The organism is Providencia sp. PROV076, from assembly GCF_028483405.1.
Taxonomy (GTDB): Bacteria; Pseudomonadota; Gammaproteobacteria; order Enterobacterales; family Enterobacteriaceae; genus Providencia; species Providencia huaxiensis.
Map to the genome: position 1 here is coordinate 162,703 of NZ_JAMPRR010000018.1, position 26,412 is coordinate 189,114.

At 39.5% G+C, this 26,412-nt stretch carries 29 protein-coding genes; 9 read left to right on the forward strand and 20 right to left on the reverse strand.

Annotation, left to right across the window (positions count from 1 at the left end):
* Positions 1-4 precede the first annotated feature (4 nt).
* Positions 5-970, forward strand: a complete 966-nt coding sequence (locus PSF67_RS13155; protein WP_102139526.1) for an agmatinase — start codon at positions 5-7, stop codon at positions 968-970.
* A 65-nt stretch (positions 971-1,035) separates the two neighbouring features.
* Here PSF67_RS13155 and PSF67_RS13160 read toward each other — a convergent pair whose 3' ends face one another.
* On the reverse strand, positions 1,036-1,386 hold the full coding sequence (locus PSF67_RS13160) for a nuclear transport factor 2 family protein (RefSeq protein WP_272530760.1): 351 nt from the start codon (positions 1,384-1,386) through the stop codon (positions 1,036-1,038).
* A complete protein-coding gene (locus PSF67_RS13165; protein ID WP_231068226.1) occupies positions 1,386-2,243 on the reverse strand; it encodes a LysR substrate-binding domain-containing protein in 858 nt (285 codons plus the stop codon). The genes PSF67_RS13160 and PSF67_RS13165 overlap by 1 nt, the downstream gene beginning before the upstream one ends.
* Positions 2,244-2,327: 84 nt before the next feature.
* Here PSF67_RS13165 and PSF67_RS13170 point away from each other — a divergent pair, with 84 nt between their 5' ends.
* From PSF67_RS13170 to PSF67_RS13205, 8 genes are all read left to right on the forward strand, one after another.
* On the forward strand, positions 2,328-3,014 hold the full coding sequence (locus tag PSF67_RS13170) for an ankyrin repeat domain-containing protein (protein ID WP_206276941.1): 687 nt from the start codon (positions 2,328-2,330) through the stop codon (positions 3,012-3,014).
* A complete protein-coding gene (locus tag PSF67_RS13175) occupies positions 3,014-3,481 on the forward strand; it encodes a nucleoside deaminase (protein ID WP_166266755.1) in 468 nt (155 codons plus the stop codon). The genes PSF67_RS13170 and PSF67_RS13175 overlap by 1 nt, the downstream gene beginning before the upstream one ends.
* Positions 3,478-4,659, forward strand: a complete 1,182-nt coding sequence (locus PSF67_RS13180) for a cyanate transporter (protein WP_166266757.1) — start codon at positions 3,478-3,480, stop codon at positions 4,657-4,659. The genes PSF67_RS13175 and PSF67_RS13180 overlap by 4 nt, the downstream gene beginning before the upstream one ends.
* Positions 4,660-4,757: 98 nt before the next feature.
* Positions 4,758-5,627: a helix-turn-helix transcriptional regulator gene (locus PSF67_RS13185; RefSeq protein WP_102139521.1), complete on the forward strand. Its 870-nt coding sequence runs from the start codon at positions 4,758-4,760 to the stop codon at positions 5,625-5,627.
* 108 nt (positions 5,628-5,735) lie between these two features.
* Positions 5,736-7,874, forward strand: a complete 2,139-nt coding sequence (locus PSF67_RS13190; RefSeq protein ID WP_272677048.1) for a TonB-dependent siderophore receptor — start codon at positions 5,736-5,738, stop codon at positions 7,872-7,874.
* On the forward strand, positions 7,874-8,125 hold the full coding sequence (locus PSF67_RS13195; RefSeq protein ID WP_272677049.1) for a hypothetical protein: 252 nt from the start codon (positions 7,874-7,876) through the stop codon (positions 8,123-8,125). Before PSF67_RS13190 ends, PSF67_RS13195 begins: the two co-directional genes overlap by 1 nt.
* The gene (locus PSF67_RS13200) at positions 8,122-9,561 is read left to right on the forward strand and encodes a PepSY-associated TM helix domain-containing protein (RefSeq protein WP_272677050.1); all 1,440 of its coding nucleotides are present in this window, start codon (positions 8,122-8,124) and stop codon (positions 9,559-9,561) included. The genes PSF67_RS13195 and PSF67_RS13200 overlap by 4 nt, the downstream gene beginning before the upstream one ends.
* Complete coding sequence (locus tag PSF67_RS13205; RefSeq protein ID WP_231068229.1) at positions 9,539-10,762, forward strand: RhtX/FptX family siderophore transporter; 1,224 nt, start codon at positions 9,539-9,541, stop codon at positions 10,760-10,762. Before PSF67_RS13200 ends, PSF67_RS13205 begins: the two co-directional genes overlap by 23 nt.
* A gap of 17 nt (positions 10,763-10,779) precedes the next feature.
* On the opposite strand, the gene PSF67_RS13210 is transcribed toward PSF67_RS13205, so the two are convergent.
* The 18 genes from PSF67_RS13210 to hpaB form a co-directional block, all read right to left on the reverse strand.
* On the reverse strand, positions 10,780-11,172 hold the full coding sequence (locus PSF67_RS13210) for a hypothetical protein (RefSeq protein WP_210848932.1): 393 nt from the start codon (positions 11,170-11,172) through the stop codon (positions 10,780-10,782).
* Positions 11,166-11,711 (reverse strand): LemA family protein, encoded by a 546-nt coding sequence (locus PSF67_RS13215; RefSeq protein WP_168222823.1) that lies wholly within the window; start codon positions 11,709-11,711, stop codon positions 11,166-11,168. Before PSF67_RS13215 ends, PSF67_RS13210 begins: the two co-directional genes overlap by 7 nt.
* A gap of 1 nt (position 11,712) precedes the next feature.
* Positions 11,713-12,753: a hypothetical protein gene (locus PSF67_RS13220; protein WP_181490145.1), complete on the reverse strand. Its 1,041-nt coding sequence runs from the start codon at positions 12,751-12,753 to the stop codon at positions 11,713-11,715.
* A gap of 29 nt (positions 12,754-12,782) precedes the next feature.
* Positions 12,783-13,394 carry a LemA family protein gene (locus tag PSF67_RS13225; RefSeq protein WP_244974804.1) on the reverse strand — a complete coding sequence of 204 codons (612 nt, stop codon included), beginning with the start codon at positions 13,392-13,394 and terminating at the stop codon, positions 12,783-12,785.
* Between the two features lie 98 nt (positions 13,395-13,492).
* On the reverse strand, positions 13,493-13,756 hold the full coding sequence (locus PSF67_RS13230) for a helix-turn-helix domain-containing protein (protein ID WP_195698235.1): 264 nt from the start codon (positions 13,754-13,756) through the stop codon (positions 13,493-13,495).
* A 59-nt stretch (positions 13,757-13,815) separates the two neighbouring features.
* A complete protein-coding gene (locus PSF67_RS13235) occupies positions 13,816-15,261 on the reverse strand; it encodes an O-antigen ligase domain-containing protein (RefSeq protein ID WP_272677056.1) in 1,446 nt (481 codons plus the stop codon).
* 18 nt (positions 15,262-15,279) lie between these two features.
* Entirely contained in the window at positions 15,280-16,332 is a 1,053-nt protein-coding gene (locus PSF67_RS13240) for an adhesin (protein ID WP_206277007.1), read from the reverse strand.
* 15 nt (positions 16,333-16,347) lie between these two features.
* Complete coding sequence (locus tag PSF67_RS13245; RefSeq protein ID WP_004905345.1) at positions 16,348-16,857, reverse strand: fimbrial protein; 510 nt, start codon at positions 16,855-16,857, stop codon at positions 16,348-16,350.
* 11 nt (positions 16,858-16,868) lie between these two features.
* Positions 16,869-17,396 carry a fimbrial protein gene (locus tag PSF67_RS13250; protein ID WP_272677059.1) on the reverse strand — a complete coding sequence of 176 codons (528 nt, stop codon included), beginning with the start codon at positions 17,394-17,396 and terminating at the stop codon, positions 16,869-16,871.
* The gene (locus PSF67_RS13255; protein WP_272677061.1) at positions 17,389-17,739 is read right to left on the reverse strand and encodes a hypothetical protein; all 351 of its coding nucleotides are present in this window, start codon (positions 17,737-17,739) and stop codon (positions 17,389-17,391) included. Before PSF67_RS13255 ends, PSF67_RS13250 begins: the two co-directional genes overlap by 8 nt.
* A gap of 28 nt (positions 17,740-17,767) precedes the next feature.
* Positions 17,768-18,496 (reverse strand): fimbria/pilus periplasmic chaperone, encoded by a 729-nt coding sequence (locus PSF67_RS13260; RefSeq protein ID WP_102139509.1) that lies wholly within the window; start codon positions 18,494-18,496, stop codon positions 17,768-17,770.
* Between the two features lie 13 nt (positions 18,497-18,509).
* Positions 18,510-20,999: a fimbria/pilus outer membrane usher protein gene (locus PSF67_RS13265; RefSeq protein WP_102139508.1), complete on the reverse strand. Its 2,490-nt coding sequence runs from the start codon at positions 20,997-20,999 to the stop codon at positions 18,510-18,512.
* A gap of 34 nt (positions 21,000-21,033) precedes the next feature.
* On the reverse strand, positions 21,034-21,603 hold the full coding sequence (locus tag PSF67_RS13270) for a fimbrial protein (protein WP_102139507.1): 570 nt from the start codon (positions 21,601-21,603) through the stop codon (positions 21,034-21,036).
* A gap of 42 nt (positions 21,604-21,645) precedes the next feature.
* Positions 21,646-22,197, reverse strand: a complete 552-nt coding sequence (locus PSF67_RS13275) for a fimbrial protein (protein WP_102139506.1) — start codon at positions 22,195-22,197, stop codon at positions 21,646-21,648.
* 401 nt (positions 22,198-22,598) lie between these two features.
* A complete protein-coding gene (locus PSF67_RS13280) occupies positions 22,599-23,081 on the reverse strand; it encodes a FidL-like protein (protein ID WP_102139505.1) in 483 nt (160 codons plus the stop codon).
* Positions 23,071-23,889: a winged helix-turn-helix domain-containing protein gene (locus PSF67_RS13285; RefSeq protein WP_272677063.1), complete on the reverse strand. Its 819-nt coding sequence runs from the start codon at positions 23,887-23,889 to the stop codon at positions 23,071-23,073. Before PSF67_RS13285 ends, PSF67_RS13280 begins: the two co-directional genes overlap by 11 nt.
* Positions 23,890-24,242: 353 nt before the next feature.
* Positions 24,243-24,761, reverse strand: a complete 519-nt coding sequence (gene hpaC, locus PSF67_RS13290) for a 4-hydroxyphenylacetate 3-monooxygenase, reductase component (protein ID WP_272677064.1) — start codon at positions 24,759-24,761, stop codon at positions 24,243-24,245.
* A 19-nt stretch (positions 24,762-24,780) separates the two neighbouring features.
* Positions 24,781-26,343, reverse strand: coding sequence for a 4-hydroxyphenylacetate 3-monooxygenase, oxygenase component (gene hpaB, locus PSF67_RS13295; RefSeq protein WP_004905326.1), 1,563 nt, complete (start codon positions 26,341-26,343; stop codon positions 24,781-24,783).
* Positions 26,344-26,412 lie beyond the last annotated feature (69 nt).

A 26,412-nucleotide genomic window follows, 5' to 3' on the forward strand; every position in this document is an offset into this window, starting at 1 on the left:
TTGTATGAAAAAATTAACGACACCCCCACATGTTGGCCATAAAACATTTTTATATTCAGAATTAGTGACTGAATTGACCAACATTGAAGCGGATATTGCCATACTAGGGATGCCATTTAGTTCAGCTTATAGTGCTCATGCATTTACCAACGATCAATCTCGTGCTCCACAATATTTACGTGATATGAGTGACCGAATTGTTAGACATCCAGATCATTATGATTTTGATATTGATGGGCCACTACTACAAGGCCGGAAAGATATTAAATTTGTTGACTGTGGTGATGTTATTCCTGATTTATCAAAGCCTTTGGGGGAGCATCATCAGCGTGCAGCCGAGGCAATTCGACAGTTATTAAGAGCTAAAGCACTTCCTATTGTTTTAGGGGGCGACCATGGGATCACAACGCCTATTTTGCAGGGATTTGATGAAGTAGGGCCGATTACACTTGTGCATATTGATGCACATTTAGATTGGCGTGAAGAGGTTAATGGGGTGGATACCGGCCTTTCAAGCCCGATCCGTCGCGCTTCTGAAATGAAGCATATAGGTGAAATTTTCCAAATTGGTTTACGTGCACAAGGTAGCGGACGCCCAGGGGATTACCAAGCGGCTAAAGACCATGGTGCGCATGTTATTCCGGCCTATGAACTACACGAGGTTGGCATGCAAGCCATTTTAGACCGCATTCCAGATAATTCGAACTATTATATTAGTATTGATGCGGATGGTATTGACCCGAGTATCATGCCTGGAGTTGATGGCCCGGCCCCTGGTGGGGTGACTTATTTGCAAGCGCGTAGCCTAATTCACGGTTTAGTGAAAAAAGGTCGCGTTGTTGGTATGGATATCGTTGAAATTACACCCGCAAAAGATATTCCCTCTAAGCTAACTGGGGTGACTGCAGGGCGTTTTGTTGTGAATTTAATTGGAGCATCCATTCGCGCAGGGTATTTTGATAAGAAATAACGCAGCCAATTAGCCAATTAATGTTGTGCTAACAATAAAGTGGGTGATTCATTTCCACTTTATTGTTAATTTGCGGGTGTCCCTTGATGAAACCTTAATTGCCATTGGTTTGCTGAATTTTTTAGCCAAATAGATGAGCGGTTAGTTAGCTTGGTTTTATCCCCATCTTGCTGTTCAAAACTGATATAAGTCATCAACACCGTATTATCACTCAATTGCGAGCAGTAGAAATTTTCGGCGTAAATCGTTTTAGTTGTTTCACTAGCCAATGACGCTAAGGTATCGAGTTTATCGGTTGAAAAGCCAGAACGACCAAATTCAAAAAAATCCTCATGTAATATCTCGCGAAGAAAATTGCTATTCTGTCGGTTAGTACTGTTATGTAATTTTTTTTCTAATTCAATCAGTTTATTCATCACTCGCGTGCCCCCAATTGTTGTGCCAGTTTCTCGGCGAGTTGAGTCACCGTATCCGAAGTATTTGTTTGGAAATGCATCGCAATTTCCATTTCTTGAGCAGTAGGGAAACCTTCTTCTTCTGTTAAAATTCGATGTTGAGGAAGTTTTGCTCGTAAAGGTAATAAACTAATACCTAACCCGTCTGCGATAGCACTTTGAATACCAGCAAGGCTAGAACAAGTATAAGTTATGTGCCAAGGGCGTTGCTCATTGTCTAATAACTTAAACATGTCATTACGATAAAGGCCGTTTTCAGGAAAAACTACCAAAGGTACTGAATCATTATTGAAACGTTTATATTGGTTGCTCGTTAGCCAACACAAAGGCTCTGGCCAATGGTAATCACTTTTAAATTCACCTTTCTTCTGTTTCACAATAATTAAATCTAATTCACCATGTTGGTAGCGCTGATGGAGCTGGCGGCTTAGGCCACTCGTAACTTCTAGCCGCACATTGGGGTTAGCTTGCATAAATGCGGCCAGTGTCGGGGTGACTTGGCCAGAAGCGAGGTCCTCAGGAAAACCGAGCCGGATAGTTTGAATGACGGCATTGCCAGTGATTTTCATAAAGAAGGTATCATTTAGCGCCAAAATATTTTTTGCATAGCTTAACAAAACTTCTCCAGTTTCGGTTAAGGTGAGTATGCGGTGCCCTCGGATAAATAAAGGCTGGCCGACTAAAGTTTCTAGTCGTTGGATCTGCTGGCTCAATGTTGATTGCGTTGAATTTAAATGCTGTGAAGCCACGGTGAAATTCCCCGTCTCAGCGACAGTAACAAAGGTTTTCAACAAAACTAGATTGAGCAACGAATTCATTTTATAAATACCTATCATTTGGTTATTTAATTTTTAAATAGCATACTTTTTCAGTAGATTAAAGAGTCATAGGGGAGATTAATCATGAAAACATTCTTTTTACGTGCAAAATGGTTGGTTCACTTAGCTAGCATTCTTATGATTTCATTGATATTTATGGGGAAAGGCATGGCAAATTCACAAGCTAACTCTTTGGTATCATTGGCTGAACAAGGTAACTTACAAAGTGTTAAGTCCTTAGTTGAGCAGGGCGTAGACATTGAACAGCGAGATTCACGCCAACGTACTGCGTTGATGGCGGCAACCCATGAAAACCATCTTGAGGTTGCCCGTTTTTTGATTGAGCAAGGCGTGGACGTGAATGCACGGGATAATATGCAAGACTCCCCTTATTTGTACGCAGGGGCGCGTGGTTTGCAAGAGATACTTGTATTGACTCTGCAACATGGTGCTGATTTGAAAAGTACCAATCGCTACGGGGGAACTGCGTTGATCCCCGCAGCAGAGCGCGGCCATGTTGCCACGGTCAAAACCTTGATTGATGCGGGTGTTGATGTCAATCACGTTAATCGGTTGGGTTGGACTGCACTGATTGAAGCGATTATTTTGGGTGATGGTAGCGATAAGTACGCACAAATTGTCACTGAATTAATTAAAGGTGGCGCAGATGTCAATTTAGCGGATGGTTCGGGGATATCACCGTTGACGCTGGCGAAAAGTAAAGGTTACCGTAATTTAATCGAAATTCTTGAGCGTTCAGGAGCGAAATAATGACGGATACGCAATTTTTACAACAAGCTATCAACTTAGCAATGGAGAACGTGCAAGCTGGCGGACGGCCTTTTGGCGCAATAGTTGTCCGTGATGGGCAAGTGGTTGCAAGTGGCGTTAACCAGATGCTTGAGCTCAATGACCCAACCGCCCATGCGGAGCTGATGGCATTGCGTCAAGCAGGGCAAAAATTAAGCCGTGTGAAATTGGATGACTGTGTGGTTTATGCAAGTGGGCAGCCTTGCCCGATGTGCTTGGCCGCGATGCGAATGGCGGGGATCTCTCGGGTCGTCTACGCCTATTCAAATGATGATGCCGCACCTTTTGGGCTCTCTACTGACGCCATAGCAAAAGCGCTGAGGGTCGTTCCTGAGCAGCAATCAGGTTTACGGTTTGAGCAATTAAAACCTAATGATGAAACGCGTAGCACCCTGTACCAACAGTGGTGGGAACGGCAATCTCAATGAGTAAAACAGCACCATCTTCGTTGTCATTGATATTGACCATTGTCTTAGTCGGGCTGAACTTACGACCCTTTATGACGGGGCCTGGGCCTGTCATCGACAATATTATTCAAACGACAGGGATGAGTTATCAAAGTATTTCGCTTTTAACGCTGTTACCCATGTTATTGATGGGGGTTGGGGCATTGGTTGTACCTATGTTAAACCAACGTATAGGCGAACGTGCGGGTATCAGTACGGCAATGTTGTTACTGCTAGTCGGTTCACTCGCTCGTTACTTTGTTGCGGATGGTGCGGCTTTATTATTAACCGCTTTTTTATGTGGAGTGGGTGCGGCTTATATTCAGTCGGTCTTTCCTGGGCTCATTAAAGCGAATTTCCCCCAAAAAATGGCGATGATGACCGGGCTATATTCAGCCACATTGATGGCGGGAGGCGCTATCGGCGCACAGCTTACGCCTTTGGTTGAGGAAATGACAGGCCATTGGCAGAGTGCCTTAGCGTGGCTAGCTTTCCCTGCTTTGTTGGCGCTGTTGGCTATTTGGGCGAATGTACACACGGAACGGGGCTCAAAAGCAGATCGGGTCTCAGTATTGGTGTTCTTACGCAAGCCGAGAGCATGGTTGTTGATGGCAGGCTTTGGGCTGATTAATGCAGGATATGGCACCGTGGTGACTTGGCTGGCACCTTTTTTCCAAGAGCAGGGAATGAGTGCTGCACAAAGTGGCTCATTTGTTGCCATATTAACGGTTTTTCAGGCGTTATCTGCGCTTATGATACCCGTATTTGCATCGCATAATATTGACCGTCGCTTTTGGTTGATTGTCACGCTCAGTTGCCAAGCTCTTGGTTTTTCTGGGTTGATGCTGTTTGCCAGCGATGCGCCACTTTTATGGGTTGCGTTATTAGGCATGGGGCTAGGTGGCTGCTTTGCATTAAGTATTATTACCGCTTTAGACCACCTACCTCACCCGGTTAGTGCAGGGGCATTGACTTCATTGATGCAGGCTGGGGGATTCATTATTGCAGCTTTTGGGCCACTATGTGCTGCGTGGATACAGCAATTGAGCCAGAGTTTTACATGGGTATGGGCAATGCATGTGGTCTTTGTATTAGTAACATTGATTCTTTATTTGCGTTTGAACCCTAAAAGCTACAGTCAAATCTTCAATTTAAACTGATTAATCTCCTCTTTATTTATTGCGAATGATAATTATTGTTATCTTGGCGTTTTTTTGTCACTATCACTGTTTATTTATTCGTCTAGGTAAGAGCCTTTATGCAGCAGCGCATCGAAGATAAATTCACTCAAGCGCATTCAGCCCGAGAAGAACACTCTGTTGGTGAGTTTATTCGGATCCGTCGCGGTGAGTTTCTGATTAACCGTGATTTAGGTATTGAAGAAGAGCAAGCCGCTGGGCTAAAAATTGTGGCTATCCATCAAGGTGCAATGGGCTGCCGTAGTAGTGCGGGACAAAATGTTGAAGTGAATTCGCCTTCTTTGATTTTATCGGGCAGCCAGAAAAATTATCTATTGAATAATCAATTTTATGGCCAACAAACCATGAAATACACCATGATAGATATTTCCCCTGAATGGTTGGATGCGCAGCAATTAAGTTTGCCAGATACGTGTTATCACCCAAATTCCCCAAAACTATTACAGTTGGTTATTCCTCCCAATATATTAGCAATCACGCATCAACTATTTGCTTGCCCAACCCATTCATCATTACGCCAGCTATATTTAAGCGCTAAAGTGTCTGAAATTACGGCATTATGCTTACATCATTCGTTATCTAGTGCGAATTCGGCGGTTATGGGCACATTACGGCAGCGAGATATTGATAGTCTGCATATGGCAAAAACGATATTGATTCAGGAAATAGAATCTCCGCCCAGTTTAGATGAACTGGCTAAGCGGTTAGGGATCAATACCCGTAAACTTACACAAGGTTTCCGTCAATTATTCGGTAACAGTATTTATGGCTGGTTGCAGGAGTACCGTTTAGAAACGGCTTTTCAACTGCTGAGTATGAATGATGCAAATATCTCAACCGTAGCTTACCAAGTCGGTTATACCCCCGCTCATTTCTCCGTTGCATTTCGCAAGCGCTTTGGTATTTCCCCGAATCAACTCAAAAAATAACAATCGATGTGCCGGATAACGATAGACAAATTCCGGCAGTCGAAAGTAACCCATCACATTAATTGCTAAATTGATAACAATTATCATTTAACTTTTTTAGGGTGGGAAATGCTGTCCGTTTATAACATTAAGTCACGCGGAATATTCCGCTTAACACCTTGTGCCCTTTTGTGTGCAACAGTGAGTTGGTCTGTACAAGCAAACCCAGAGTTAGTACAACCGAAACAGGATGTTATACAAGTGACAGCATCCTCAGAGGTTGATGATGACTATGTTGCACCCGGTGTAACAACGCTTGGGAAAATTGCCCTTAAGCCGCGAGAAGTGGCGCAATCTGTTAGCGTGATTGATAGAGAGCAAATTGAAAAACAAAACCTACAAACCCTTGATGATGTAATGCAACGTGCAACAGGGGTAACCAGCGCGCCTTATGTGAAGTTAACAACCGCTTATTATGTCCGTGGTTTCCAGATTGACTCATTTGAAATTGATGGCGTGCCCGCGTTACTAGGGAATATGGCGAGCTCACCTCAAGATATGGCGGTATACGAGCGGGTCGAAATTCTGCGGGGCTCGAACGGCCTATTGCATGGTATGGGAAACCCAGCGGCAACTGTCAATATGGTGCGAAAACATGCACCAAAAGAAAACATGGCCAAGTTGAGTTTAAGTGCGGGAAGTTGGGATCGTTATCGCGGCGAAGTGGATGTTGGCGGGCTACTGAATGGATCTGGCTCTGTTCGTGGGCGATTTGTTATGGCGTGGGAAGATAAAGATTATTTTTATGATGTTTCTGATCAACAAACCCGTTTGATGTACGGTACGGTCGATATCGATATTACCCCTGACACCTTGCTGCGTATGGGCGCGCAATTCCAAACCATTGATTCTGTCACCAATATGGCAGGGGTGCCTTTTGGTAAAGATGGCAGTGATTTACATCTACCGCGTAAAACCTATTTAGATGTGGATTGGGATCGCTTCAAGTGGGATACATCCCGCTCATTTGCGGGTGTTGAACATAAAATCAACGATGATTGGCAATATAAGCTTAACGCAGAATATCAACATGTGAATGCTCGATTACTGTATGCAGGCGCATGGGGAAATATCGATCCAGTTACGGGTGATGGTGCGATGCTGATGGGGGGCGCCTATAAATTTCGTAACGAACAAACCAGCTTAGATACCAGTTTAAACGGCAAAGTGGACGCGTGGGGGTTAACCCATGATGTGGTTGTCGGTGCAAGTTACTCACATGCCAGTGAAAAGCAATATAGCGCAGGTTTAGACCCCGCCTTAAATGTGCCTGTGAATGTGTATCGTTGGAACCCTCACAGCGTGCCAAAACCGAGTGTTGGCGCTTATAGTTCAGCTGGGCCAACTAAAACAACCCAAAAAGGCTTATATGGGATGGGGCGCATCAAAGTGATCGAACCTGTCACGGTTATTGCGGGTGTACGCGATAGCTGGTGGGATGTCAAAACGCCAACAGCAAACTTCACGGAAAATGGCCGTCTTACCCCCTATGGTGGCGTAATTTGGGATTTTACCCCCCAATGGTCATGGTATAGCAGCTATTCAACGGTCTATCAGCCGCAAACAGGAAAAACGTGGAGCGGAAAAATGCTCAAGCCTGTTGAAGGGCAAACTCTTGAAACGGGTGTCAAAGGTGCCCTATTCAATGGCGGATTAAACTTATCCGGTGCTATTTACCAAATCGATATCAAAAATAATCCACAAATTGACCCTGCGCACCCAACGGGGGGCTTTAATAACTATTTCATTAGTGGTGGTAAAGTCCGTAGCCAAGGCTTTGAACTTGAAGGCATTGGTTATCTGACCCCATTTTGGGATGTCTCGGTGGGTTATACCTATACGGATACGAAATACCGTGATGACAGCCAGCGCGAAGGTGAGTCTTACAACACCTTAACTCCGCGACATATGTTGCGTGTCTGGTCTAACTATGACTTACCTTGGGATGAGCGAAAATGGAGCTTGGGCGGTGGCATGCAAGCCCAGAGTGCATACAGTACAAGTAACGGCAATGTGACTTTACGCCAAGGCGGTTATGCCATTTTCAATGCTCGTTTAGGTTATCAAATCGATGAAACATGGACGGCAGCGGTTAACGTGAATAACTTATTTGACCGTCGTTATTACTCAGGGTTGTTCTCTCCTCAATGGAATAACCGCTATGGTGACCCACGTAATGTGATGTTTACATTGAAGGCTGATTTCTAATGAAATTAGTGAGTTGCCTAGCAGTTATTGGCACCTTGTTCAGTGGGATCGTGCTATCGATGTTGATAGCACGTTTTTATCCATCAACAGATCCGCTCGAACGCTTATATGGTGCGATATTTCTAAGTGTTATCACCTCAATGGGGTTATTGATTTATAACCTCAGTGCATCAAATTGGCGGCAAATATTAGTACGCAGCTATAGTTGGTGGCCATTGCCGCTATTTTTAATGATAGGTGGGTGGATATGAAGCATAAACAGCCTCTTTCCCTCACTCGTCGTTTAAACCAATTACATCGCAGTGCGGGGGCGCTATTTGGTGTTTTTCTGTTTGTGATCTTTTTCACCGGGTGCTGGAGCTTAGGCAGTGATGCATTGAGGTTGTGGGGTAACAATGTGCCACTTTCAGGTAAGTTATTACCACTCGAACAGCTCCTTGCGTTGCAACCAAGTGCAACCATGATCCAATTGCCAGAACAGCACAACCCAGTGATCACTTTTTGCCAAAGCATGGGGAAATGCGAACTCAGCTATAGCGCGATTAACGGTGAATTGGTTGTATTAGATAGCCCGACAATGTGGTTAGTGACATTACATAAAAACTTATTTATGGGTTTTCCTGGACGTATTTTTATCAGTTTATTTGGTTTTGCATTAGTTGTCTTATTAATCACAGGGCTAGTGATACAACGTCGCAGAATAGCCACAATGTTGCACTTGCCACGCACCACACACTTAAAAGTATTGCTTCACGATTTACATAGCTGGCTTGGCTTATGGTGTTATCCGTGGCTGGTTTTATTTGCGTTTACCGGCGCATTATCGGGGTTAGGTGCGCTCGGAACCGTCTCCCTTGGGGAAAGGGCGGCACCGGATAATCCACACATTATCATGAAAACCTTGATGGGGGAGTTTGAGCCACTAAAAACACCCGTTTCTGTGGCTGAAAGCTCGATTACTGCGGCAGTCAGCGCATTACAGCAAACGGTCCCTAGCTTTATACCTCAAACCTTGTTCAAACAAGGTGATACGTGGGTGATTGGCGGTGTGCGTGATGGGCAGTTATCCACTTCTAATTTCGAACAATATCAATTTGATAGTAAAAAACGCCAGTTAGTTGCAGTGCGAGATTCTGCACAGCAAGGCTTTTGGACACGTGCTTTTATTGCCATCCAACCCTTGCATTATGGGCAATATCAATGGCTGCCTAAAGTAAGTAATACATTGAGTTACCTGCATTTTATCGCAGGGTTGAGTGGGCTGATATTGGTTTCTGTTGGCCTCGCCATGTGGTGTTGGAAAAGAATGCATAGCCTAGCCGCAAGGTTCATTGTGGGCTGTTGCGGTGGGTTGCTGCTGTCCGCATGTGTGCTGTTAGCCGTAATGCCATGGTTCACTGCTTTACTGCCAATACACTTTTTTATGGTTTGGGGGATTGCATGTATCGCGAGCTTACTGTGTAAAAATGCCCAGCTTAGCTTAATGGTATCCCTTTTTCTCTCTGCCATTTTGTTGCTATTCGCATTTATCGCCTCTTATTTGTTTGGCTCGTTACCTTTTTCTCGTATCAATCTCGTTTTGTTATGTGGCGGGTTAGGGCTCCTATTTATTTTATTCGGTTGTCGAAAATTGTCATGCACAGCAAAACGTGCACGGAGTGGGTATGAAAGATCTATTACAGAATAAACAGTTAGTAGTGACGTTGGGGTTACTTTATCTTGCACAAGGGATACCGATGGGGATCGCAATGGATGCGTTGCCTACTTTTTTACGCCATGATGGTGGGGAACTGAAAGCATTGGCTTTTTTGCCATTAGTCGGCTTGCCGTGGGTGGTAAAGTTTTTATGGGCTTCATTTGTTGATAACCATTGGGGGAAACATTTAGGCCGTCGTAAAAGCTGGATTATTCCAATGCAAATCATTGTGACGGTAACGATGTTTGCGTTAAGTACCATCGGGCTGTCAGTTGCGAATGCTTTACCCTGCATTGTTTTGTTGTTTGTCGCTTCACTTGCCAGTGCCACCCAAGATATTGCAACAGATGGTATGGCTGCGGAGCAGGTCAGTGGCACAATGTTATCAAAAATTAATGCGGTACAGATAGCCGGGGTGATGGCGGGCTTTTTTGTTGGTGGCGCAGGGTTGATGATCATGAGTGAAAGTTTAGGCCAGCACCTTGCCTTGGGGGTTTTAGCTTGTGTGCCGTTACTCAGTTTAGTGTTTATTAGTCTCTGTCCATTAAAAACACCATCAATCACACAGGAAATGAACGAGAAAGCGAGTCTATTAAAAACGGTTAAACGCCGTGGTGCCCCGCGTTTACTGTTATTAACTTTGCTTTCTGCGGTGACAGCTGTTTCCGGTTTTGGTTTAGCCAAATTATTCTTAAATGATGCAGGTTGGTCATTAGCGCAAATTGGTAAAATGGGCATGGCTGGTGGAATGGTCACATTAGTACTAGGTTGTGGCGGTGGGGCGTGGTTAATCGGTAAAATCGGTGTGTGGCGCGCTTTCTCATTTGGTCTGTTATTTGCTTTACTCTCTTCACTATTGTGGTTGCTACAATCTTTCAGTGGCGTGTCAATGAGCTTAGTTGCACTGTGTATTACATTTGGTTCATTATCTGCGGGGATCACCTCGGTCGCGATAATGACAGCAGGGATGCAATTTGCATCAGGTTATCAGCAAGCGGGTACTGACATGACCGCGGTACAAAGCACACGGGACATTGGGGAGTTAGTCAGTTCAATGATGCTTGTTGGTTTAACGGCAGCGGTAGGCTATTCAGGTGGGTTTATATTAGGAGCATTAATTGCTTTTATAGCGTTGCTAGTGACATTTTCACATTACCGTTATGTGCAAAGATTAGAAGCAGAGCAAGTTTAATATAAATAGAGTAAGTGCTATTTTTTACGTTTCTTATTTTGTTTTTTGACTTCTTTATTCGCTTTCTTTTTAATGGAATTGAAGTAGATATCTAAATAATGTCGGTTGCTTAAAAATGAAATTAAGCAACTGGCAACAATCACTACCCAAACAAGTTGCAACTTAATTGAGTTTTCAATACTGAAAAGTAGTAGCAGTGGGATCATGACCATCATGCTTATGAAAATGGAGCACAATAACGCGCCAGCAATATAGAGCGAGTACTTTTTTAACCCGAATATATTGAGGATGGTAAGCACGACAAAAGTTAACAGTAGCGTACCAAATGTCGCAAACATAATGATAAGACCTGCTTCTTGTTCAATGAGCCAATCCGTGAAACCAAACCAAGAGAAAGGGATACTTACCATGATGAACGCTCCTGTTGGCTAAATAGCAGGGGGATATTTTTAAAACCAAATAATCGGGCAAAAATAAGATTGGGGAAAACATGAATATCCGTATTGTAGAGTGTGACGGTTTGGTTGAAAAACTCACGTCGGTCTGCAATTTGGTCTTCAATATGTTTTACTTGGGTTTGTAATTCCATTAACACCGCTTTACTGATTAGTGTTGGATATTTTTCAGCGACAGCAATCAGTGGCTTTATTTTTGATGGGTACTGGTTTGCGGTATCGACTTTGGTTTCAATCGCGGTGCTCGATAAATAGCGCTGGCGGCTTGCCATTAATTCACTAAATAGCTGCTTTTCATGTGCCATCGCTTTATCTGCAACTTGGGTTAATACAGGAACTAATTCAACTTGCTTCTTTAATAACACATCAATATTCGCGAATGCCTTATGGCAATTATTATTCAAGAATACAATATTATTATAAATATTAATAAAATAGCGTATAAAAACATAGCCAATAACAGCGATAATGATGAAAAAAATAAGCTTTTCCATGTTAGTCATCACCAAATAATGCAATCTGGTCGAAATACATATTGAGCTGCCCATTTTTGTAATCCATCGGGGTAACCAAAATCACACCAATCAGAAAAAGTGCAATCATGGCGGTAATAGCTAAATTTCGACGCAATGGACCCGTTTTGTTCCAACGGACGACATAGTTAGAAGGTGAGACGCCTAATAACATATGAGGTGCCTTACGTATAATAACGGGCTCCCCTTTTTCATTGGCATCTGCAGTGCCAATTAATAAATAGCTACTGTTTGGTTCAAGTAAATATTCTTTGTAACGGCGATTACCGCTTTCAATATCCATATGCGGTTCTAAGCCAGGGTAAATAAAATAATCAGGGTCACATTCTACTTTAACAGAGCCCGTATCATCCGTTATGGTAAAGCTGTGCATGTTGTATTTGCTATTTTGTAAGGTATAACTCTTTTTACCATCTTTATCTTTTGATATGGAATATTCAAAATAAAAGGAGCCATAGCAGGATTTATTGCCTAGCTGGCTTTTTATAACTGTCCCGGCAGTAATTTTTCCTTCAATTTCCACAAGCCCCATCGCCATAGAGCGTATCTTTGAAGTGGCTAAGTTTTTCTGAAATTTTAAGAAGCGCTTGGTTGGTGTATTTTCAATCGCTTTAAATACGAAGGCTAAGACAAATGCGATAAAAAATACCCGCATGTCGATAAAGAACCCAGCAAATAGGCAAGTTGCTAGTAGCATTCCCACAAGGACTTTAAGAAACGCACTAAACTTTGATGAGCCTTCATTTTGTAAGCGTTGATAACGTTGATAGCCAGCTTTGCTAGCTCTGACGACATTGCGGGTAATAAAAAAGGTGATGACGAGTACAATGACGTAATAAATGATACTGCCATAGTCGCCTATAGAAGGAGAGAGTGAGTACCACATTCCACAAGCAACACTGATAAAAGGAATAATTCCCCAGTTTACTTTTTTATTCATCGAAAATTTATTATCAATAAATAAAATTAAAGCGCCAATGGCTGCACCAAGTAAAAAATACATATTCACGCATTGATACCTTTACGCTGACATTATTTAAACTGGACGCCGTGATATTTTTTTTCATCTTCAGAAATATCAAGTAATGGCAGTGCTGTAAAACGAAAGGCATTCGCAATCAGGCTATCTGGAAACATTTGTATTGCGGTATTGTATTCTGTTGTTGCATCATTAAAGCCTTCACGTCGCTGCGCGATTTTATTTTCAACCTCACTTAAGGCAATTTGTAGTTGTGTGAATTGCTCACCAGAAATGAGAGTCGGGTAGTTTTCTGCAATGGCAACAAGATTGCTGAGTGCACGGTTCATTTCATTTGATGCCGCAATTTTTTCATGCATATTTTGGGCATTAAAGTAGCGTTGGCGTGCATCACTTAATGAAGTAAATAATGTTTTTTCATGTTCCATCGCTTTTTCTGTGATGGTAACAAGTTGCGGGATTTGGTCTGCACGTTGTTTTAAAATAACATCAATATTGGCAAATTGATTGCTGACTTGATTACGAGCGTTGATCAGGCGGTTATAAATAGAGATCCCCCAGCCTACGGCCAATAATAGTAAAACAAATACAACGATAAGTGTGATAGTCATATTGATGCGTTTTAACCCAAGATAAGTGATTTGAGTTAAATGTATAAAAGCCATGCAGCTTATGCAATCAGAAAAGAATGAAATTGAGGTTAGAATAAAGAAAATCTGATCTTATTTTATAACAAAATCAGATTTTACTGTTTAAACAGTGCTTAAAGATTTATATCGACAAGAGAAAGGTTCTCATAGATATTTTGTTCAAGAAAATAATCTAGGTCACACTGCAGTACATTAGCAAATATACATAGTCGATGAATGGTAAAATTCTGCGTACCGCGTTCATAACGGGAAATTTGCTGTTGGCTTAGGCCTGATTTTTTGCCTAAAGTATGTGCGGTCCAGCCCATTTGTAAGCGGCGTTTACGAAGTTGTAGTCCTATATAGTTGTTTGAAATTTCAGTTTGATATATTCTCATAATACTGTCCTGATTAATACAACACTACTTGAGTGAAAATAAGGTTTATTTATGTTTTCTTATACGTTATTTTTCTCTAAGCTAATTGAACTCGATACTCGAATTTCTATGCTTTCGTTATCATAACTACCCAGTGCATAAAAAGATTTTTCTCCATTAAATAGAAATAACCCAATAATAAATACGCCCAATCCAATAATAAATATAATAAAGCTAAATAAATAAGATAGTTGCTTGTTAATATAAAGTAGGGATTGTTTTTCTAATGCGAAAGCGGCATCTGAGAATGATAGAAATAATATGACGATCCCCCAGTGTAATACAGAAAGTAAAAAAGGGTATTCAACATGATTATGTATAATAATAGGGGTTATTGATAGAATGATTGCCAATGGGTAACCATTTCCGTTAATTTTATATTTTATAAAAGATTGAAATACGACATAGATACCTCCGGTTAATAATAAAGATAAAAAAATCAAATTAATGAACCCTCCAGTCATCAGCCAGAGTAATATTTCATTATGTGGATGAGGAACAATATACATTTTAGGGCTGAAAAAAGGAATTGCTGTTCTTTCATAACTGTTTTCAAATAAAAAAGACTGCTCCCATGCATCATAAGGTTTCTCTAAGAATAAAGTAATAGAAAAACGCAACATTTGTTTTAAATGGAATTGGTTCATAATATCAGTTGCAATATACTGAGGGCATAGCCTTATTAGATAAATTCCAATAAAAATTGCTACAGCAATAATAAAATAACTAGCGCTAACACGTAGAGGGTTTTTCTTGTAAAAAAGGCAAATAAAAATAAATGCACAAACAGTAAAGCTTAGCCAAGCAATAACAGACTGCAGAACAACTAAAGTTAATGTGAAAAATAAAATACAAGTTCCAAGTAATACAACCCTAATTTTTTCATAACGCTCAGATAACAACGAAAATTGTGATAACACAAGAGTCATTAGAGATAATAAGCATGCAGCCGCCATGTTAACTGATAATATATTAACTTGTTGTGATAATCCATTTGACCTCATGCCAGAGGCAAGATAAAAAATATCTGCTTCAAATATATATTGATATGCAGTGATAAAGGTTTGAGCTACACTAATAGTGATATAACAGTAAATACAAAATGATTGTATTAACCATTTTTTTCTCACTTGTAACCCTGCAATATAGAGTAATACGCCAACAGTAATACCAGAACAATACCAAAAATCAATGCTATTATTTTCTCCCTGATGAGATATTAATCCCATCATTAGAATGGCTAAGGAAAAACAGTAGCAAATAGCAGGTAATGTAATGATTATTTTAATTTTTCGATAGAAAATAGTAAATGCAATAATAGATATTGTCAAGGAAATAGATAACCAACTAATAATGTTTTGTGGTAATGATTGTCTTAGGCTTCCTAGGCTATCGATATAAATAAGACTAGCAAGGTGCCAAACAATAAAGATACCAAAAAATAGTCCTCGGGATATTATTATCATAGTACACTTACCGCTGAATTAAATAAATGTGGCGATTAACCAAGCATTACCTTTGTAGTCTCCAGGTTCGGCGTCATAACCTGAAACTTTACTTTCAATCATAATGTTTTTTACTTTATCTATTGTTGTTTCAAATGTTTTTCCACTTTGATTATTTTGTTCATCATAAAGTGTAAGCTCAGAATAAATAGTGTTATTTCCTGATGTTAAAGGGAGTCGTTTTTGTGGATCACTGTCTGTGGCATAGTCTAAAGTTAATTTTACTTTAACTGGCTGCACTCTATCGCATGTATAGGTAACAGTACGAGTTTCTTTACTATTAAATTCATAAGCATCCAATGTTTTGTGATCAATATTTAAATTATCAATACTAGAACGGCAATTTGACGGATAATTGATAACCGACGTAGTGAGGTCTAATTTAACGGTGGCTTTATCAATAGGTACATAAATATCTGGTGTTCCATAGTCTTGGAATAATCGTGTATAACCTGCGATCATTGCGTTTGGAATAACGATTTTTCCATCAACAGGAATATCTTTGACATAAACTCTAACGGTAAAAGGAAAATGAACAGTAAAATATGATGTTGCTAATGGCCCCATTGCTTCATTAGAACATCCTCTCCCTGAAATATTTCGCCAGCCACTGGTTATTCCATTCTCAGAATAAAGAGTAAAAAATGTATTGTTGTTTATTTTATATGCGGTCAGCCCACCAATAGTAAAGCCTGCCTCTGGCATATAGGCAAAGACACGGTGGTAGGCGTAGCTCCAATGAAGACCAGCGGAATAATTACCTTGTAAGAAGTTCACAGTACAATATACAGAGCCATAAGGCTGAGATGTACTTTCATTAATAACAATACCGGAGCTATTTGCTGGAGCGATTAAAAAATATTTATTGTTATCACTTCCAATTGCTGGGGTGTTAGAAACAACGGAGTTGTTAGATACTAAGCTCATTTTATAACCACCACCACTTCCTGAATAGCGGGTCGCACTATAGGAATTTAAGCTAATTAAGAGTAGTAACAAAAGTAATGGTGAATATATTTTTATATTTTTCATAAAGACTTCCCAATATTACAGATAATCAACCATCACTGATAAAGCGGCACTAAATGGCCCTGCAGTGAGATTTTCAATAGCTTGATTAGTGACTAATTGTGATTGAATAACAACTTTCCCTGTATCACCACTTACGGATGGAGCAATCCTTTCCCATTTATTAAGGTTGAGCGCATTACTTTTATTTTCTTCTGAAAAACGAATACCCAATCCATTAATAGAGGTCGCAAGCACGGTTTCATTGTTTATTGTTAAAGTACTTCCTTCTCTAGGAGATAGGTAAACTTGTAAATTTTTTCGAAGTTCACATTGTTTAATGAGAATACCAAAGGACTGTTTTTCTTCAGTTAGTCTGTCTAGCGCCACCTCTCGAAAATTAATGACTAATTCTTTTTCGCCATTTTCTGCTGTAAGTACACATGGCGGTCTAACCAATTTAGCAGAAAGAGAAATTAGCACATCCGCTTGAGTACCTAAGGAAACTAATAAGCTAATTAAAGGGAATGAAAAACAAATGAATTTCATTTCAATTCTCCTTATTGATAATCAAGGTTAAAAGTAACAGTTGAGGAAAACCCCCCTGTTTTTAAACGAGTGCTAAAGGGTTTTTGAGCATAAACACCAAATAAAAGTGTATTAATGGATCCTTTCCCTGATTCAGTAACTGTGCTGACATCAATTGTTGTATTAAGCTCGAGTTCTTTACCTCGACTATCAGTCAGAGCTAATAAAACATTAGATTCACCTGTGGTTTTTAAATAATTAATACCATTATGTGTTTCAATATTTTGGGTATTTAACGTTATTTTGATCGTTTTATTCAAAGCCATTGCAGAACAGTCCATGATATCCAATTTTAATGGCTGCATATCTGAACGTCCTAATGTTTCGATTGAAGAAAACCGTAGCCCAGAAAGATATATTTTTTTTTGTGTATCATCATCACTCAGTCGACAACCAAGCGGCACTAGCACACCCTCAAAGTAAACGGTTAGGCTATTGGCAAAGCTGGTATTCCACGTTAGGAATAAAAAGCTAAATAATAATGTTGAGTATCTAATCATAATTTATCTCCACACGTTGCATCTTATTACTAGCAGGAATAGAGAATAAAATGGTGTTATTGCGTCGTGGTTGTGTTAGCGCATATTGGTTATTGCCTAATTTCAGTGTAAACGGTACCCAAGCTTGCTTTTGTATTGGTTTGCTACAATGAGAAAAATGCATTTCTACGCTATAGGTTGCTGCAATTAAAGTACTTTCATTTAATTTTAATGAGATATTAGGTAGACAAGGAGCAGTAACAATACGCGCATTGACATATATTGAGCCTGTTGTCACAGGCACAGCAGATTTAGCAAAAATAGGTATAGCAAAAGCCCATAATGCTAGGTAATTCAATTTCATTGTTCTGCTCCTATCTATTTTTTACTCATTATTCCGTCACACTGCACTTTGAAGCTTGGCATTTGAAAGCAAGTGAAGGCTTTCCACCATAATCATTGATATATGTCAGGTAAGGTGTTGAATATTTGGATGATTTAATCAGTTGGTTAGATTTCGGCGGTACCATAACCGCGTCAAAATCACTTTCTTCGGATTGTTTTTGGCTGTTCCCTAAACCAATTACAGTTAAATAAAATGGTGTTGGATTATTTAATGTATAACCCGATGATGTTGTTGTTAATGTTATATGTTTCGTCCAATCTGTTTTGCTTTGTGCAACAATGTTTTCAGGGCGATAAAATAGTTTTACACGGCTTTGTAATGCAATTTGCAACACACCCGCTTCTGATGATTTAGGCGGGATTTCACGCAGGTTGTAATAAAACAGGGATTCCCTGTCTTGCGGTAACTTTGCAATGTCAGGTGCGGTGCTTAGGCGAACTAGGCTAGTTGATTTGGGCTCCATGCGCTGAATCGGCGGAGTGGCAATAATAGGGCCTGTTTCCAATTTTTGTTCTAACGCATTTTCCAACCACGACTGGGCTAAATAAGGTAGCTCCGGGTTATCATTACGGATCGTAATATTAATAGACGACTGATTTCCATCGAAAATTATACGAGTGCGATCAAGTGTAACCGCGGCATTCGTAACAGAAATTACACTCATAGTCAGCGTGAATACGCTAGTAAGTAATAAAAAAGGGGAATTCAATTTCATCTTAGTTCTCTTATTAACGGCAAATAATAGTTGGGTAAATCTCCTGAGGATTAATCACGTCAGGCACATGGGCACTACACTGGTGTTTATTTCCCCAATAGAGGTTGAGTAAGTCTTTAGGTTGGATACCAACAATCCACGTAATACCTTGTTCACCAACAATTCCGAGTTCAATATTGTTGCTATTACGTACGCTAGCGCCAAAAGGTGGATAAGTGTCATTAGCCAACTTTAAGCGAGCAAACGTTTTTTCACCTTGAATAACGTTGAGGCGACGATATCCGATTGCCCCACGAGTCAAAGTCGCATCGGTGACAGTCTCCAATGCCTCAACATCTTTTGGTAATTTACTGGTATTAATTGATGCGCTGGTTTTCCGATAACTACTCACATTTGGCAATACAGCGAGTCCAAACTGATTAGTTTGATAAACTCCACCACTCAGAGGAACGTTAGCTGCTCCAGGTGTTTCTACAACGAGTCGAGTACCACCATAAGCGGCTTGGTGCATGGCAATACCTTCTTTAATTAAGGTAATTCCACCATTAATTGATCCCCCAACACTGTGATATTCGTTCGGGACATAACTTGCGTTTCCTGAAATTGAGGCATAAGGAAGATTTTGGTTTAAATAACCACTAAAGCTGGTTTGGTCATCTTGATGACTTCCTGTTTGATAACCGACATTTAAGTTATAATTGCGCTGCTCACTATATCCGCTATAGCCGATATTATGTGTTGAGCTGTGTTGGCCATTTTGGTTTCGGGTATAACCTTCAGAAAAGCTGACGCTACTCCCTTGACTTAAAGGAATAGTGAAATATAAGCTGAGCGCATCATCTTGATATCCCGCTCTTTTTGAACGAGTTGCAGACGCTGTCAGGTTAATATTTTTGAGCCCAATAGTCGCCCAATTTAAAAGAGTACTTAGGTATAAGCTGTATTGTTCTTCTGTTTCACTATTCCAATAAGTATTATATTGATAGTTTCCACCCAATGAGAAATCATCAAAATATTTATTAATATTAACTTGATAGCTTTCTTTTTGAGCTTGACTTTCATTACCTGTACGTCGTTCATCCAACGTTTGTTGCAAAGAGCGATAGGTTTCATCAGAGAAACGATACCCTGCGAATGTAATGTCGGTTCTGGCTTCATCAAATGATTTTGAATAACTAAGTCGATAACTTCGGCCAGTTAATGTTTTATCAAGTAATTGAGCATGTGACTGAGTCGCATCGAACGAAAGGCTACCGAATGAAAATAGGTCACGGCCAAAGCCAGCTGAAAATGCCTGATAATTTTTTGATAAAACGGATCCCCCATAGATAGACCAAAGGTTATTTAACCCGTAAGAGAGTTCTCCCGACGCAGTTAAATCGCCTTCGAGCTGGCGGCCATTAAAACGTGGTTTACCCGCTGCAAATTTATAGCGGATTTGCCCTGGTCTCGTTAAATAGGGTAATGCTGCAGTGGTAATGCTAAATTGTTGCTCTTCACCATTTTCTTCTCGCACCGTCACATCTAATGTTCCACGAATGGAACTATCTAGTGTCTGGATACGAAAGGGGCCAGCAGGTACGGTTGTTTCTAAAACTATACGGTTATGGCTTTTGACAATGACTGTGGCATTAGTTTGAGCAATACCAATAATCTCTGGGGCATAACCCGTTAATTTAGGGGGCATCATATTTTCATCGGTTTCAAGAGATACCCCGGTGTACTGCCAAGAATCAAAAATAGCAGAATAAAAGTAGTTCTCACCTAACGTTAAAATAGACGCAATAGATTTTATTGAGCGATATGCAAATAATCGGCTAAATGTGGCATCACTATATTGGTTTTCGAAACTTCCTGTCGATTTTCGGTAGTTTGCTTGGTAATCACCGCGTAAACGCCATGCACCAAAATTAAGCCCTGTTGTTCCGTTAGCAGAAAGGTACGATTCTCGTGAACCTGAATTTCTACGCGTTAAAGAACCTGTTAGGTTGTAATCTAATAAAAATCCATTTACACCTTCTTCCCAACGTGAAGGAGGAACCCAACTTGGATCAGTATATTCTAAATAGCTTTGTGGAATTAAAATAGATAGCGTTAATGTCGATAAATCTACATTTAATGAAGCACCTTCAAGCGGAGATAAATCAAGGCATTTATCCTCATCACGATATTTAATTAATTTAATTGCGTCTGGAGTAAGCCCTAAACGATCAAGAATATTAAAAGGAACACAAACGGTATCGAATAAATTATTATTTTGGGATTGTGGCGCTATCACAGTGATATCTTGCGCACTACCCATACTCTCATTATTGACTTTGAGGGTTAAATGATAAATACCAGGCATGATAAATCCAGCCTGAGAAAATTGGCTAAAGTCAATATTTTGAGTGTCTTCCGTATCTAACATATCGGTATTAAATTCGACAGCATAGGCTAACGAAGAGATTGAAGATACAAAAGAAGTCACAATGATGTAAGAGTAAATATTAAATTTAACCATGATTTTTTCATCAAATTAATTATGAGTTTATTTACTAGTCGTAAGTAACGTTGAATTTAATTGTGGTAAAGTAATCACCAGGTGTAATTTCGTTATTACTTGCACCCAATTCTGTTTCATATTTTAAAAAGCTCTCTTTACTTTTTTTATCAAAATAAATGTAGTTATTAGAAATGGAATAGAGCTTATTTGGGATTAATAAATTATTGTTAATATCGTATATATATAGAACAACCCCAGGCTTCGGGCCTGATAGTTTTATTGCATTAGAATACGTATCTTGTGGTGCAAAAAAACGAATTTTAATACCTTTATGATTACTGCTGTCATACTCACTAATACAGTTATTTAATTTTATATAGAAAGGTTTTCGCATTAACTTTTCATCTTCTATATTATTTATACTATAATTAGAAATATAATCGTAATTTATATATTGATATTGACTATCAGTTTCAATTGAACAAGGTGCCGCAACGATATAACCCTGCATTACTGTTTCGCCTCGAAGACCATCTTGAATATGTCCAAGGTTAGAGCTAGTCGCATTAGAGTTAATCGAGTTAAATAATAAGGCAATCCATAGATAAGTATTTTTTTTCATAATGAGCCTTTTATGGGGAGAGAATTCTCTCCCCTAAAAAAATTACTCGTATGTGATTTTAAAATCAGCAATAGAACTAAATTCACCTTCGGTAACGGGTGTTGTGCCATCAACACGTTTAGCTAATGCAGTAAATTCTAAAACGTTTTCACCTTGTTTATTACGAATTTGATTCATAACAGATTTGGCTTCATCAAATTTGAAATCTTTGATTTGAATACCGATGTTTGAAGCTGTACCAGTAGTACCTAAGAATTCTTTATTAGTACCGACATAGTTTTTACCGCCAAAGGTAATTTTAATATCTTTAACAGCAATCCACTTACCTTCAGTGTCTTTGCTAAATTCATCAAAGTTACATTCTTTTAATTTAATTGCGATATCTTTTTCTGCTGCATTACCCGCTTCTAAAGATGCACGAGAAAGTTGACCGAATGGAACTTCTTGTTTTGTACTTTCTGATTCAATATTACATGGCGCATTAACAACTTGGCCGCTGAAATGTAATTCACCACTATTACCACTAGCAAAGATAGAGGTTGAAATGGCTGAAGTAGCGAATAAAACAGCAATAGAAAGTTTATTTAATTTCATATCTTACATCCTTAAAAATAAGTAAATATTTGATCCCTAGTGAGCCTTTATATAAGTACTGGCATAGGAATAAAGTTCAGTATCCATCAATGGATTTTCAAATGTCCTAATCACAGAACGCTTAACATAATCGTTTTTAGCGTGGATCATTTCGACGGAGGAAACTTTATCCTTCCTAGGTGTAAAATGGAATAAAATTCTTTAATTTTAATTAAATTAAAAATTATAATTTGTTTGTTGGCTTTTTTTAATGCTTATTAATATTTTTATGCTAATTTGATGGTCTGTAAAATGTTTAATGCTTGTTCCTTTAAGATGTTTTAAGGTTGAAGGTGTTTAGAAATAAAAAAAATGCATCAAAATATCAATATTTGATGCATTTTTTATGGTTTTTTTTAAATTTACAGAGTGCAAATAAAAAGTGGAGAGAAATTTTCTTCAAAAATATAACTTGTATCGGTTAATTTTTTTATTTTTAAAAAATAAAGTTGATTCATTTCAGGGACTCCCCGAATATTGATTTTCTCTTGAGCTTGATCACCTGGGTCTATAAATATATTGTCAACACGTAAAAAAAAATGGTCGCCTAAGTATTCATGTTTCATCAGAAATTTTCGTGAAATAGTATAGTTTTTACCATTGTCATTAATGCTTCCATTCATAATGAATGTGTGCTGATCAGGTTTGTTTTCATTAGGTATAACACTTAGCAAGTAAAATCCTTTTAAGGTGGAACGATGGTCAGAGATATTTATTTTTAAGGTTGTCTGACAATTGGGAATAACAGGGGTATTAATTATGTGATGAACATATAAGCTAATAAAAACCAGAATTGTAGAGATAATGGACAAAGAAAACACTCTTGCGGATAATTTATTTGACATAAAAATTCTCACAGCTCACAGTTGCGCTCTCTTTCGGTACCGTTGGGCAATAGGACAAAAATAGGAAATTGTCATATAAATTTTTATCATTCGCGACGATACCAACATTATAATAAAAAATAGTTGCTGGCTTTTTACAATCAAGGTTTAATTTCGTGAGTTCATTTTGAATTGTCGCAAAGCTGATGGTTGTTGTATCGGGTTTATGGTAACTATTAATGTAGCGGATACTGCATTGATCAATACGACCAACTTCAGGATATTCTGTTCGGCTTGCAAAGAAATAACTTTTAAATAGGTATAATAAGCAAAAAATAATGATAGCTATAAGTGAAATTTCAACATACCGGTTATTCAGCATGTAATTTTTTTTATTTTCGCTTACTTGGGGGGAAGCTCCTTCAGGTACCTTTGATGAAGAGCCTAGTTCAACCCCAGTAGTGAGCAATTCTTTGTCATTATTATCCTTTATTTCCTCACGCCCATTTTCAATTTTCAGGTCAGCAGAAAATTTAATCCCAACTTTAGGAATAGTTGTAATAATTTCACCATCAGAAAAAGAAGACAGGTGACGACGTAGTACAGATACACTGCTATTAAGGTTATTATCAGAGACGACTTGGTTATGTTCCTCCCAAACCCTACGTAATATTGTTTCTCGGTCAACGATGTCATGATTATTTTGCACTAAGACTAGCAACAAACGGTTTAAAGTTGTTGTTAGTTTTAAGGCGTTATTAATATCGTCGGTATATAACAGCCCCTGATGACTATCATAAGTAATATGATCATTAATCAAATAGTTCATTTTAAAATTTTTTATTTATCGTTAAAATATTTGTATTATTTTAGTGTATACCTGTTATTTATAATATGTCAATTAAGCATAATTCGAGTTAAATTAAAATTTGTTTTAAATCAATTGGTTGTGTTTTTGTTTACACTTGTTATGTTTAAAATTCGGTTTTTTGATGTTATTTCTATAATCGTTCAAAACTAGCTAGTTACTTAGAAAATAAGAAGAAAGGAAACATTAATCTGTCAGTATTAAAAAATTTTAATGTTAAACGAAGTATTAAGATGTGGTTTTATCTAAGAAAAAGTATGGATAAAAAAATAGCCTCTTAAAGTCGAGGCTATTTAATCGATATCTGTGAGCCATTAAGCGGTTGGCTCAAGGATTTGGTGCATAATAGGGTGGAATCTACGTTTGAAATAGACTAAGCCATGCCCTTCATCACGGACAATGATTTGTTTCATTTCAACCATATAGACAGAGTGCGTACCCATGTCCTGCACTTGAGTGATTTCGCCTTCAAGGTTGGCAAGGGCATTTTTTAGTAAAGGTTGCTGTAAAATACCGTTATCCCACACATTCCAGCTAAAACGCTCTTCCATTGTGGAACCTTTCATCCCAGCAAAATGGCAAGCTAACTCTTCTTGCTCATGGCTCAGCACGTTCACGCACAGGCGGCCATTCTTTTGAAAAACCGCATTCATTGCACTGTTGCGGTTGACACAGACCATCAAAGTGGGTGGCGTATCTGTAACTGAACAGACTGCGGTGGCTGTAATTCCACAGCGACCCTCAGTCCCATCCGTGGTGACGATATTGACTGCTGCACCAAGACTTGCCATCGCATCTCTGAAACGCAGGCGATGTTCATTTTCTAAAGACATTTTGACCTCCTGCTGCCGATTATTTCAGCAGCGAATCTAACTGATTAATATCATTGTTGTTATGCAGGTGTGGACGTTTCCATCCGTGTTGATCGTAGTCTGATAAACAGCGATCAACCATATCTGTCATGGCTTTCATATTGCCAGAACCGTATGCATGACGCAGACATTGCAGACGAATTTCATCTTGGCTTCCTGCGTAGTTAATTTCATACAGTTCGTGGCGGCCACCAAATTCACTACCGATTGCATCCCACATGAGTTTAAGGATCTTAATACGTTCAACGTGATCCATACCATTAGAGCCGCGAACATATTTAGCTAAATACTTATCAATTTCTGGATTATTCATATCACGAACGCTTGATGGTAGGTAAATCAGGCCACTTGTCACGTTACTTTCAATGATATTCTTGATTTTGGTGTAAGCCATTGGTGCCATAACACGGTAAGTTTGGATGGCTTGAGTATCTGGTAGATAAGCACCGCCTTCCCATGCTTGCGCTTCAGAGGTCATTGCATCGGTTAATGACCAGAACAGATTACGCCATGCGACCACTTCACCGAGATCGGCTTGTACACCACGGAAATCAATAACACCTGTACATTCTAAACTTTTTTGTAACAATCCGGTAATGAAGTCTAATTTAACCGCTAAGCGGACACAAGCTTGTAATGGGAATAAACGCGCAAACCCACCTTGTACGGCCCAATTACGAGCGCGGTCAAAGTCACGGTAGATCAGGACGTTTTCCCATGGAATTAACACATGATCCATCACCAAGATGGCATCATTTTCATCGAAACGGCTTGAAAGCGGGTAATCAAATGGTGCGCCTGTTGCGCCAGCCACTAATTCATAAGATGCACGTGAGATTAATTTCACACCGTCGGCATCCATTGGTGCAACAAACATCAGTGCAAAATCTGGGTTATCACCCATCACTTGTGCAGAACCAAAACCGATAAAGTTATAGTGTGTTAATGCGGAGTTGGTCGCAACGACTTTTGCACCACTGACGATAATACCCGCATCCGTTTCTTTTTCGAGTTTGATATAAACATCTTTGACTTCATCAGCTGGCTTATGGCGGTCGATTGGCGGGTTAACAATCGCATGGTTAAAGTAAAGGCCGCTCTCTTGAATGCGTTTATACCAGTGACGCGCGTTGTCTGCAAATTGACCATAGTATTCTGGGTTAGCACCTAAACAGCTGGCGAATGCCGCCTTATAGTCTGGAGTGCGTCCCATCCATCCGTAGCTCTGGCGTGACCAATCTGCGATAGCGTCACGTTGTTGGCGCAGTTCATCGGCACTTTTAGCGAAGCGGAAGAATTTGTGAGTGTATCCACCGTTGCCTGTGTCGGTGTTCCAGCAAAGTTGGTCATGAGTCGTTTTATCATGAAGCGCATCATATAATTGTCCTATAGAAGCGGCTGAATTACGAAAAGCAGGGTGAGTGGTGACGTCTTTTACGCGCTCGCCATAAATATAGATTTCGCGGCCATCTTGTAAGCTTTTTAAATATTCTTGGCCATTAAAAGGGCGTTTAGCATCGGAACGAAAATCTTCTGGTTTCATGTCTACCTCGTTATCTCACAATGAGGGCTTGCATTGATAGGGCACAAAGGCTGCAAGCTAAATATGTTA

Bases quoted from the DNA above. Each gene is read 5' to 3' on its own strand.
- PSF67_RS13155 (WP_102139526.1), top strand. From the start codon at position 5: ATGAAAAAATTAACGACACCCCCACATGTTGGCCATAAAACATTTTTA.
- PSF67_RS13160 (WP_272530760.1), bottom strand. From the start codon at position 1,386: ATGAATAAACTGATTGAATTAGAAAAAAAATTACATAACAGTACTAAC.
- PSF67_RS13165 (WP_231068226.1), bottom strand. From the start codon at position 2,243: ATGAATTCGTTGCTCAATCTAGTTTTGTTGAAAACCTTTGTTACTGTC.
- PSF67_RS13170 (WP_206276941.1), top strand. From the start codon at position 2,328: ATGAAAACATTCTTTTTACGTGCAAAATGGTTGGTTCACTTAGCTAGC.
- PSF67_RS13175 (WP_166266755.1), top strand. From the start codon at position 3,014: ATGACGGATACGCAATTTTTACAACAAGCTATCAACTTAGCAATGGAG.
- PSF67_RS13180 (WP_166266757.1), top strand. From the start codon at position 3,478: ATGAGTAAAACAGCACCATCTTCGTTGTCATTGATATTGACCATTGTC.
- PSF67_RS13185 (WP_102139521.1), top strand. From the start codon at position 4,758: ATGCAGCAGCGCATCGAAGATAAATTCACTCAAGCGCATTCAGCCCGA.
- PSF67_RS13190 (WP_272677048.1), top strand. From the start codon at position 5,736: ATGCTGTCCGTTTATAACATTAAGTCACGCGGAATATTCCGCTTAACA.
- PSF67_RS13195 (WP_272677049.1), top strand. From the start codon at position 7,874: ATGAAATTAGTGAGTTGCCTAGCAGTTATTGGCACCTTGTTCAGTGGG.
- PSF67_RS13200 (WP_272677050.1), top strand. From the start codon at position 8,122: ATGAAGCATAAACAGCCTCTTTCCCTCACTCGTCGTTTAAACCAATTA.
- PSF67_RS13205 (WP_231068229.1), top strand. From the start codon at position 9,539: ATGAAAGATCTATTACAGAATAAACAGTTAGTAGTGACGTTGGGGTTA.
- PSF67_RS13210 (WP_210848932.1), bottom strand. From the start codon at position 11,172: ATGGTAAGTATCCCTTTCTCTTGGTTTGGTTTCACGGATTGGCTCATT.
- PSF67_RS13215 (WP_168222823.1), bottom strand. From the start codon at position 11,711: ATGGAAAAGCTTATTTTTTTCATCATTATCGCTGTTATTGGCTATGTT.
- PSF67_RS13220 (WP_181490145.1), bottom strand. From the start codon at position 12,753: ATGTATTTTTTACTTGGTGCAGCCATTGGCGCTTTAATTTTATTTATT.
- PSF67_RS13225 (WP_244974804.1), bottom strand. From the start codon at position 13,394: ATGGCTTTTATACATTTAACTCAAATCACTTATCTTGGGTTAAAACGC.
- PSF67_RS13230 (WP_195698235.1), bottom strand. From the start codon at position 13,756: ATGAGAATATATCAAACTGAAATTTCAAACAACTATATAGGACTACAA.
- PSF67_RS13235 (WP_272677056.1), bottom strand. From the start codon at position 15,261: ATGATAATAATATCCCGAGGACTATTTTTTGGTATCTTTATTGTTTGG.
- PSF67_RS13240 (WP_206277007.1), bottom strand. From the start codon at position 16,332: ATGAAAAATATAAAAATATATTCACCATTACTTTTGTTACTACTCTTA.
- PSF67_RS13245 (WP_004905345.1), bottom strand. From the start codon at position 16,857: ATGAAATTCATTTGTTTTTCATTCCCTTTAATTAGCTTATTAGTTTCC.
- PSF67_RS13250 (WP_272677059.1), bottom strand. From the start codon at position 17,396: ATGATTAGATACTCAACATTATTATTTAGCTTTTTATTCCTAACGTGG.
- PSF67_RS13255 (WP_272677061.1), bottom strand. From the start codon at position 17,739: ATGAAATTGAATTACCTAGCATTATGGGCTTTTGCTATACCTATTTTT.
- PSF67_RS13260 (WP_102139509.1), bottom strand. From the start codon at position 18,496: ATGAAATTGAATTCCCCTTTTTTATTACTTACTAGCGTATTCACGCTG.
- PSF67_RS13265 (WP_102139508.1), bottom strand. From the start codon at position 20,999: ATGGTTAAATTTAATATTTACTCTTACATCATTGTGACTTCTTTTGTA.
- PSF67_RS13270 (WP_102139507.1), bottom strand. From the start codon at position 21,603: ATGAAAAAAAATACTTATCTATGGATTGCCTTATTATTTAACTCGATT.
- PSF67_RS13275 (WP_102139506.1), bottom strand. From the start codon at position 22,197: ATGAAATTAAATAAACTTTCTATTGCTGTTTTATTCGCTACTTCAGCC.
- PSF67_RS13280 (WP_102139505.1), bottom strand. From the start codon at position 23,081: ATGTCAAATAAATTATCCGCAAGAGTGTTTTCTTTGTCCATTATCTCT.
- PSF67_RS13285 (WP_272677063.1), bottom strand. From the start codon at position 23,889: ATGAACTATTTGATTAATGATCATATTACTTATGATAGTCATCAGGGG.
- hpaC (WP_272677064.1), bottom strand. From the start codon at position 24,761: ATGTCTTTAGAAAATGAACATCGCCTGCGTTTCAGAGATGCGATGGCA.
- hpaB (WP_004905326.1), bottom strand. From the start codon at position 26,343: ATGAAACCAGAAGATTTTCGTTCCGATGCTAAACGCCCTTTTAATGGC.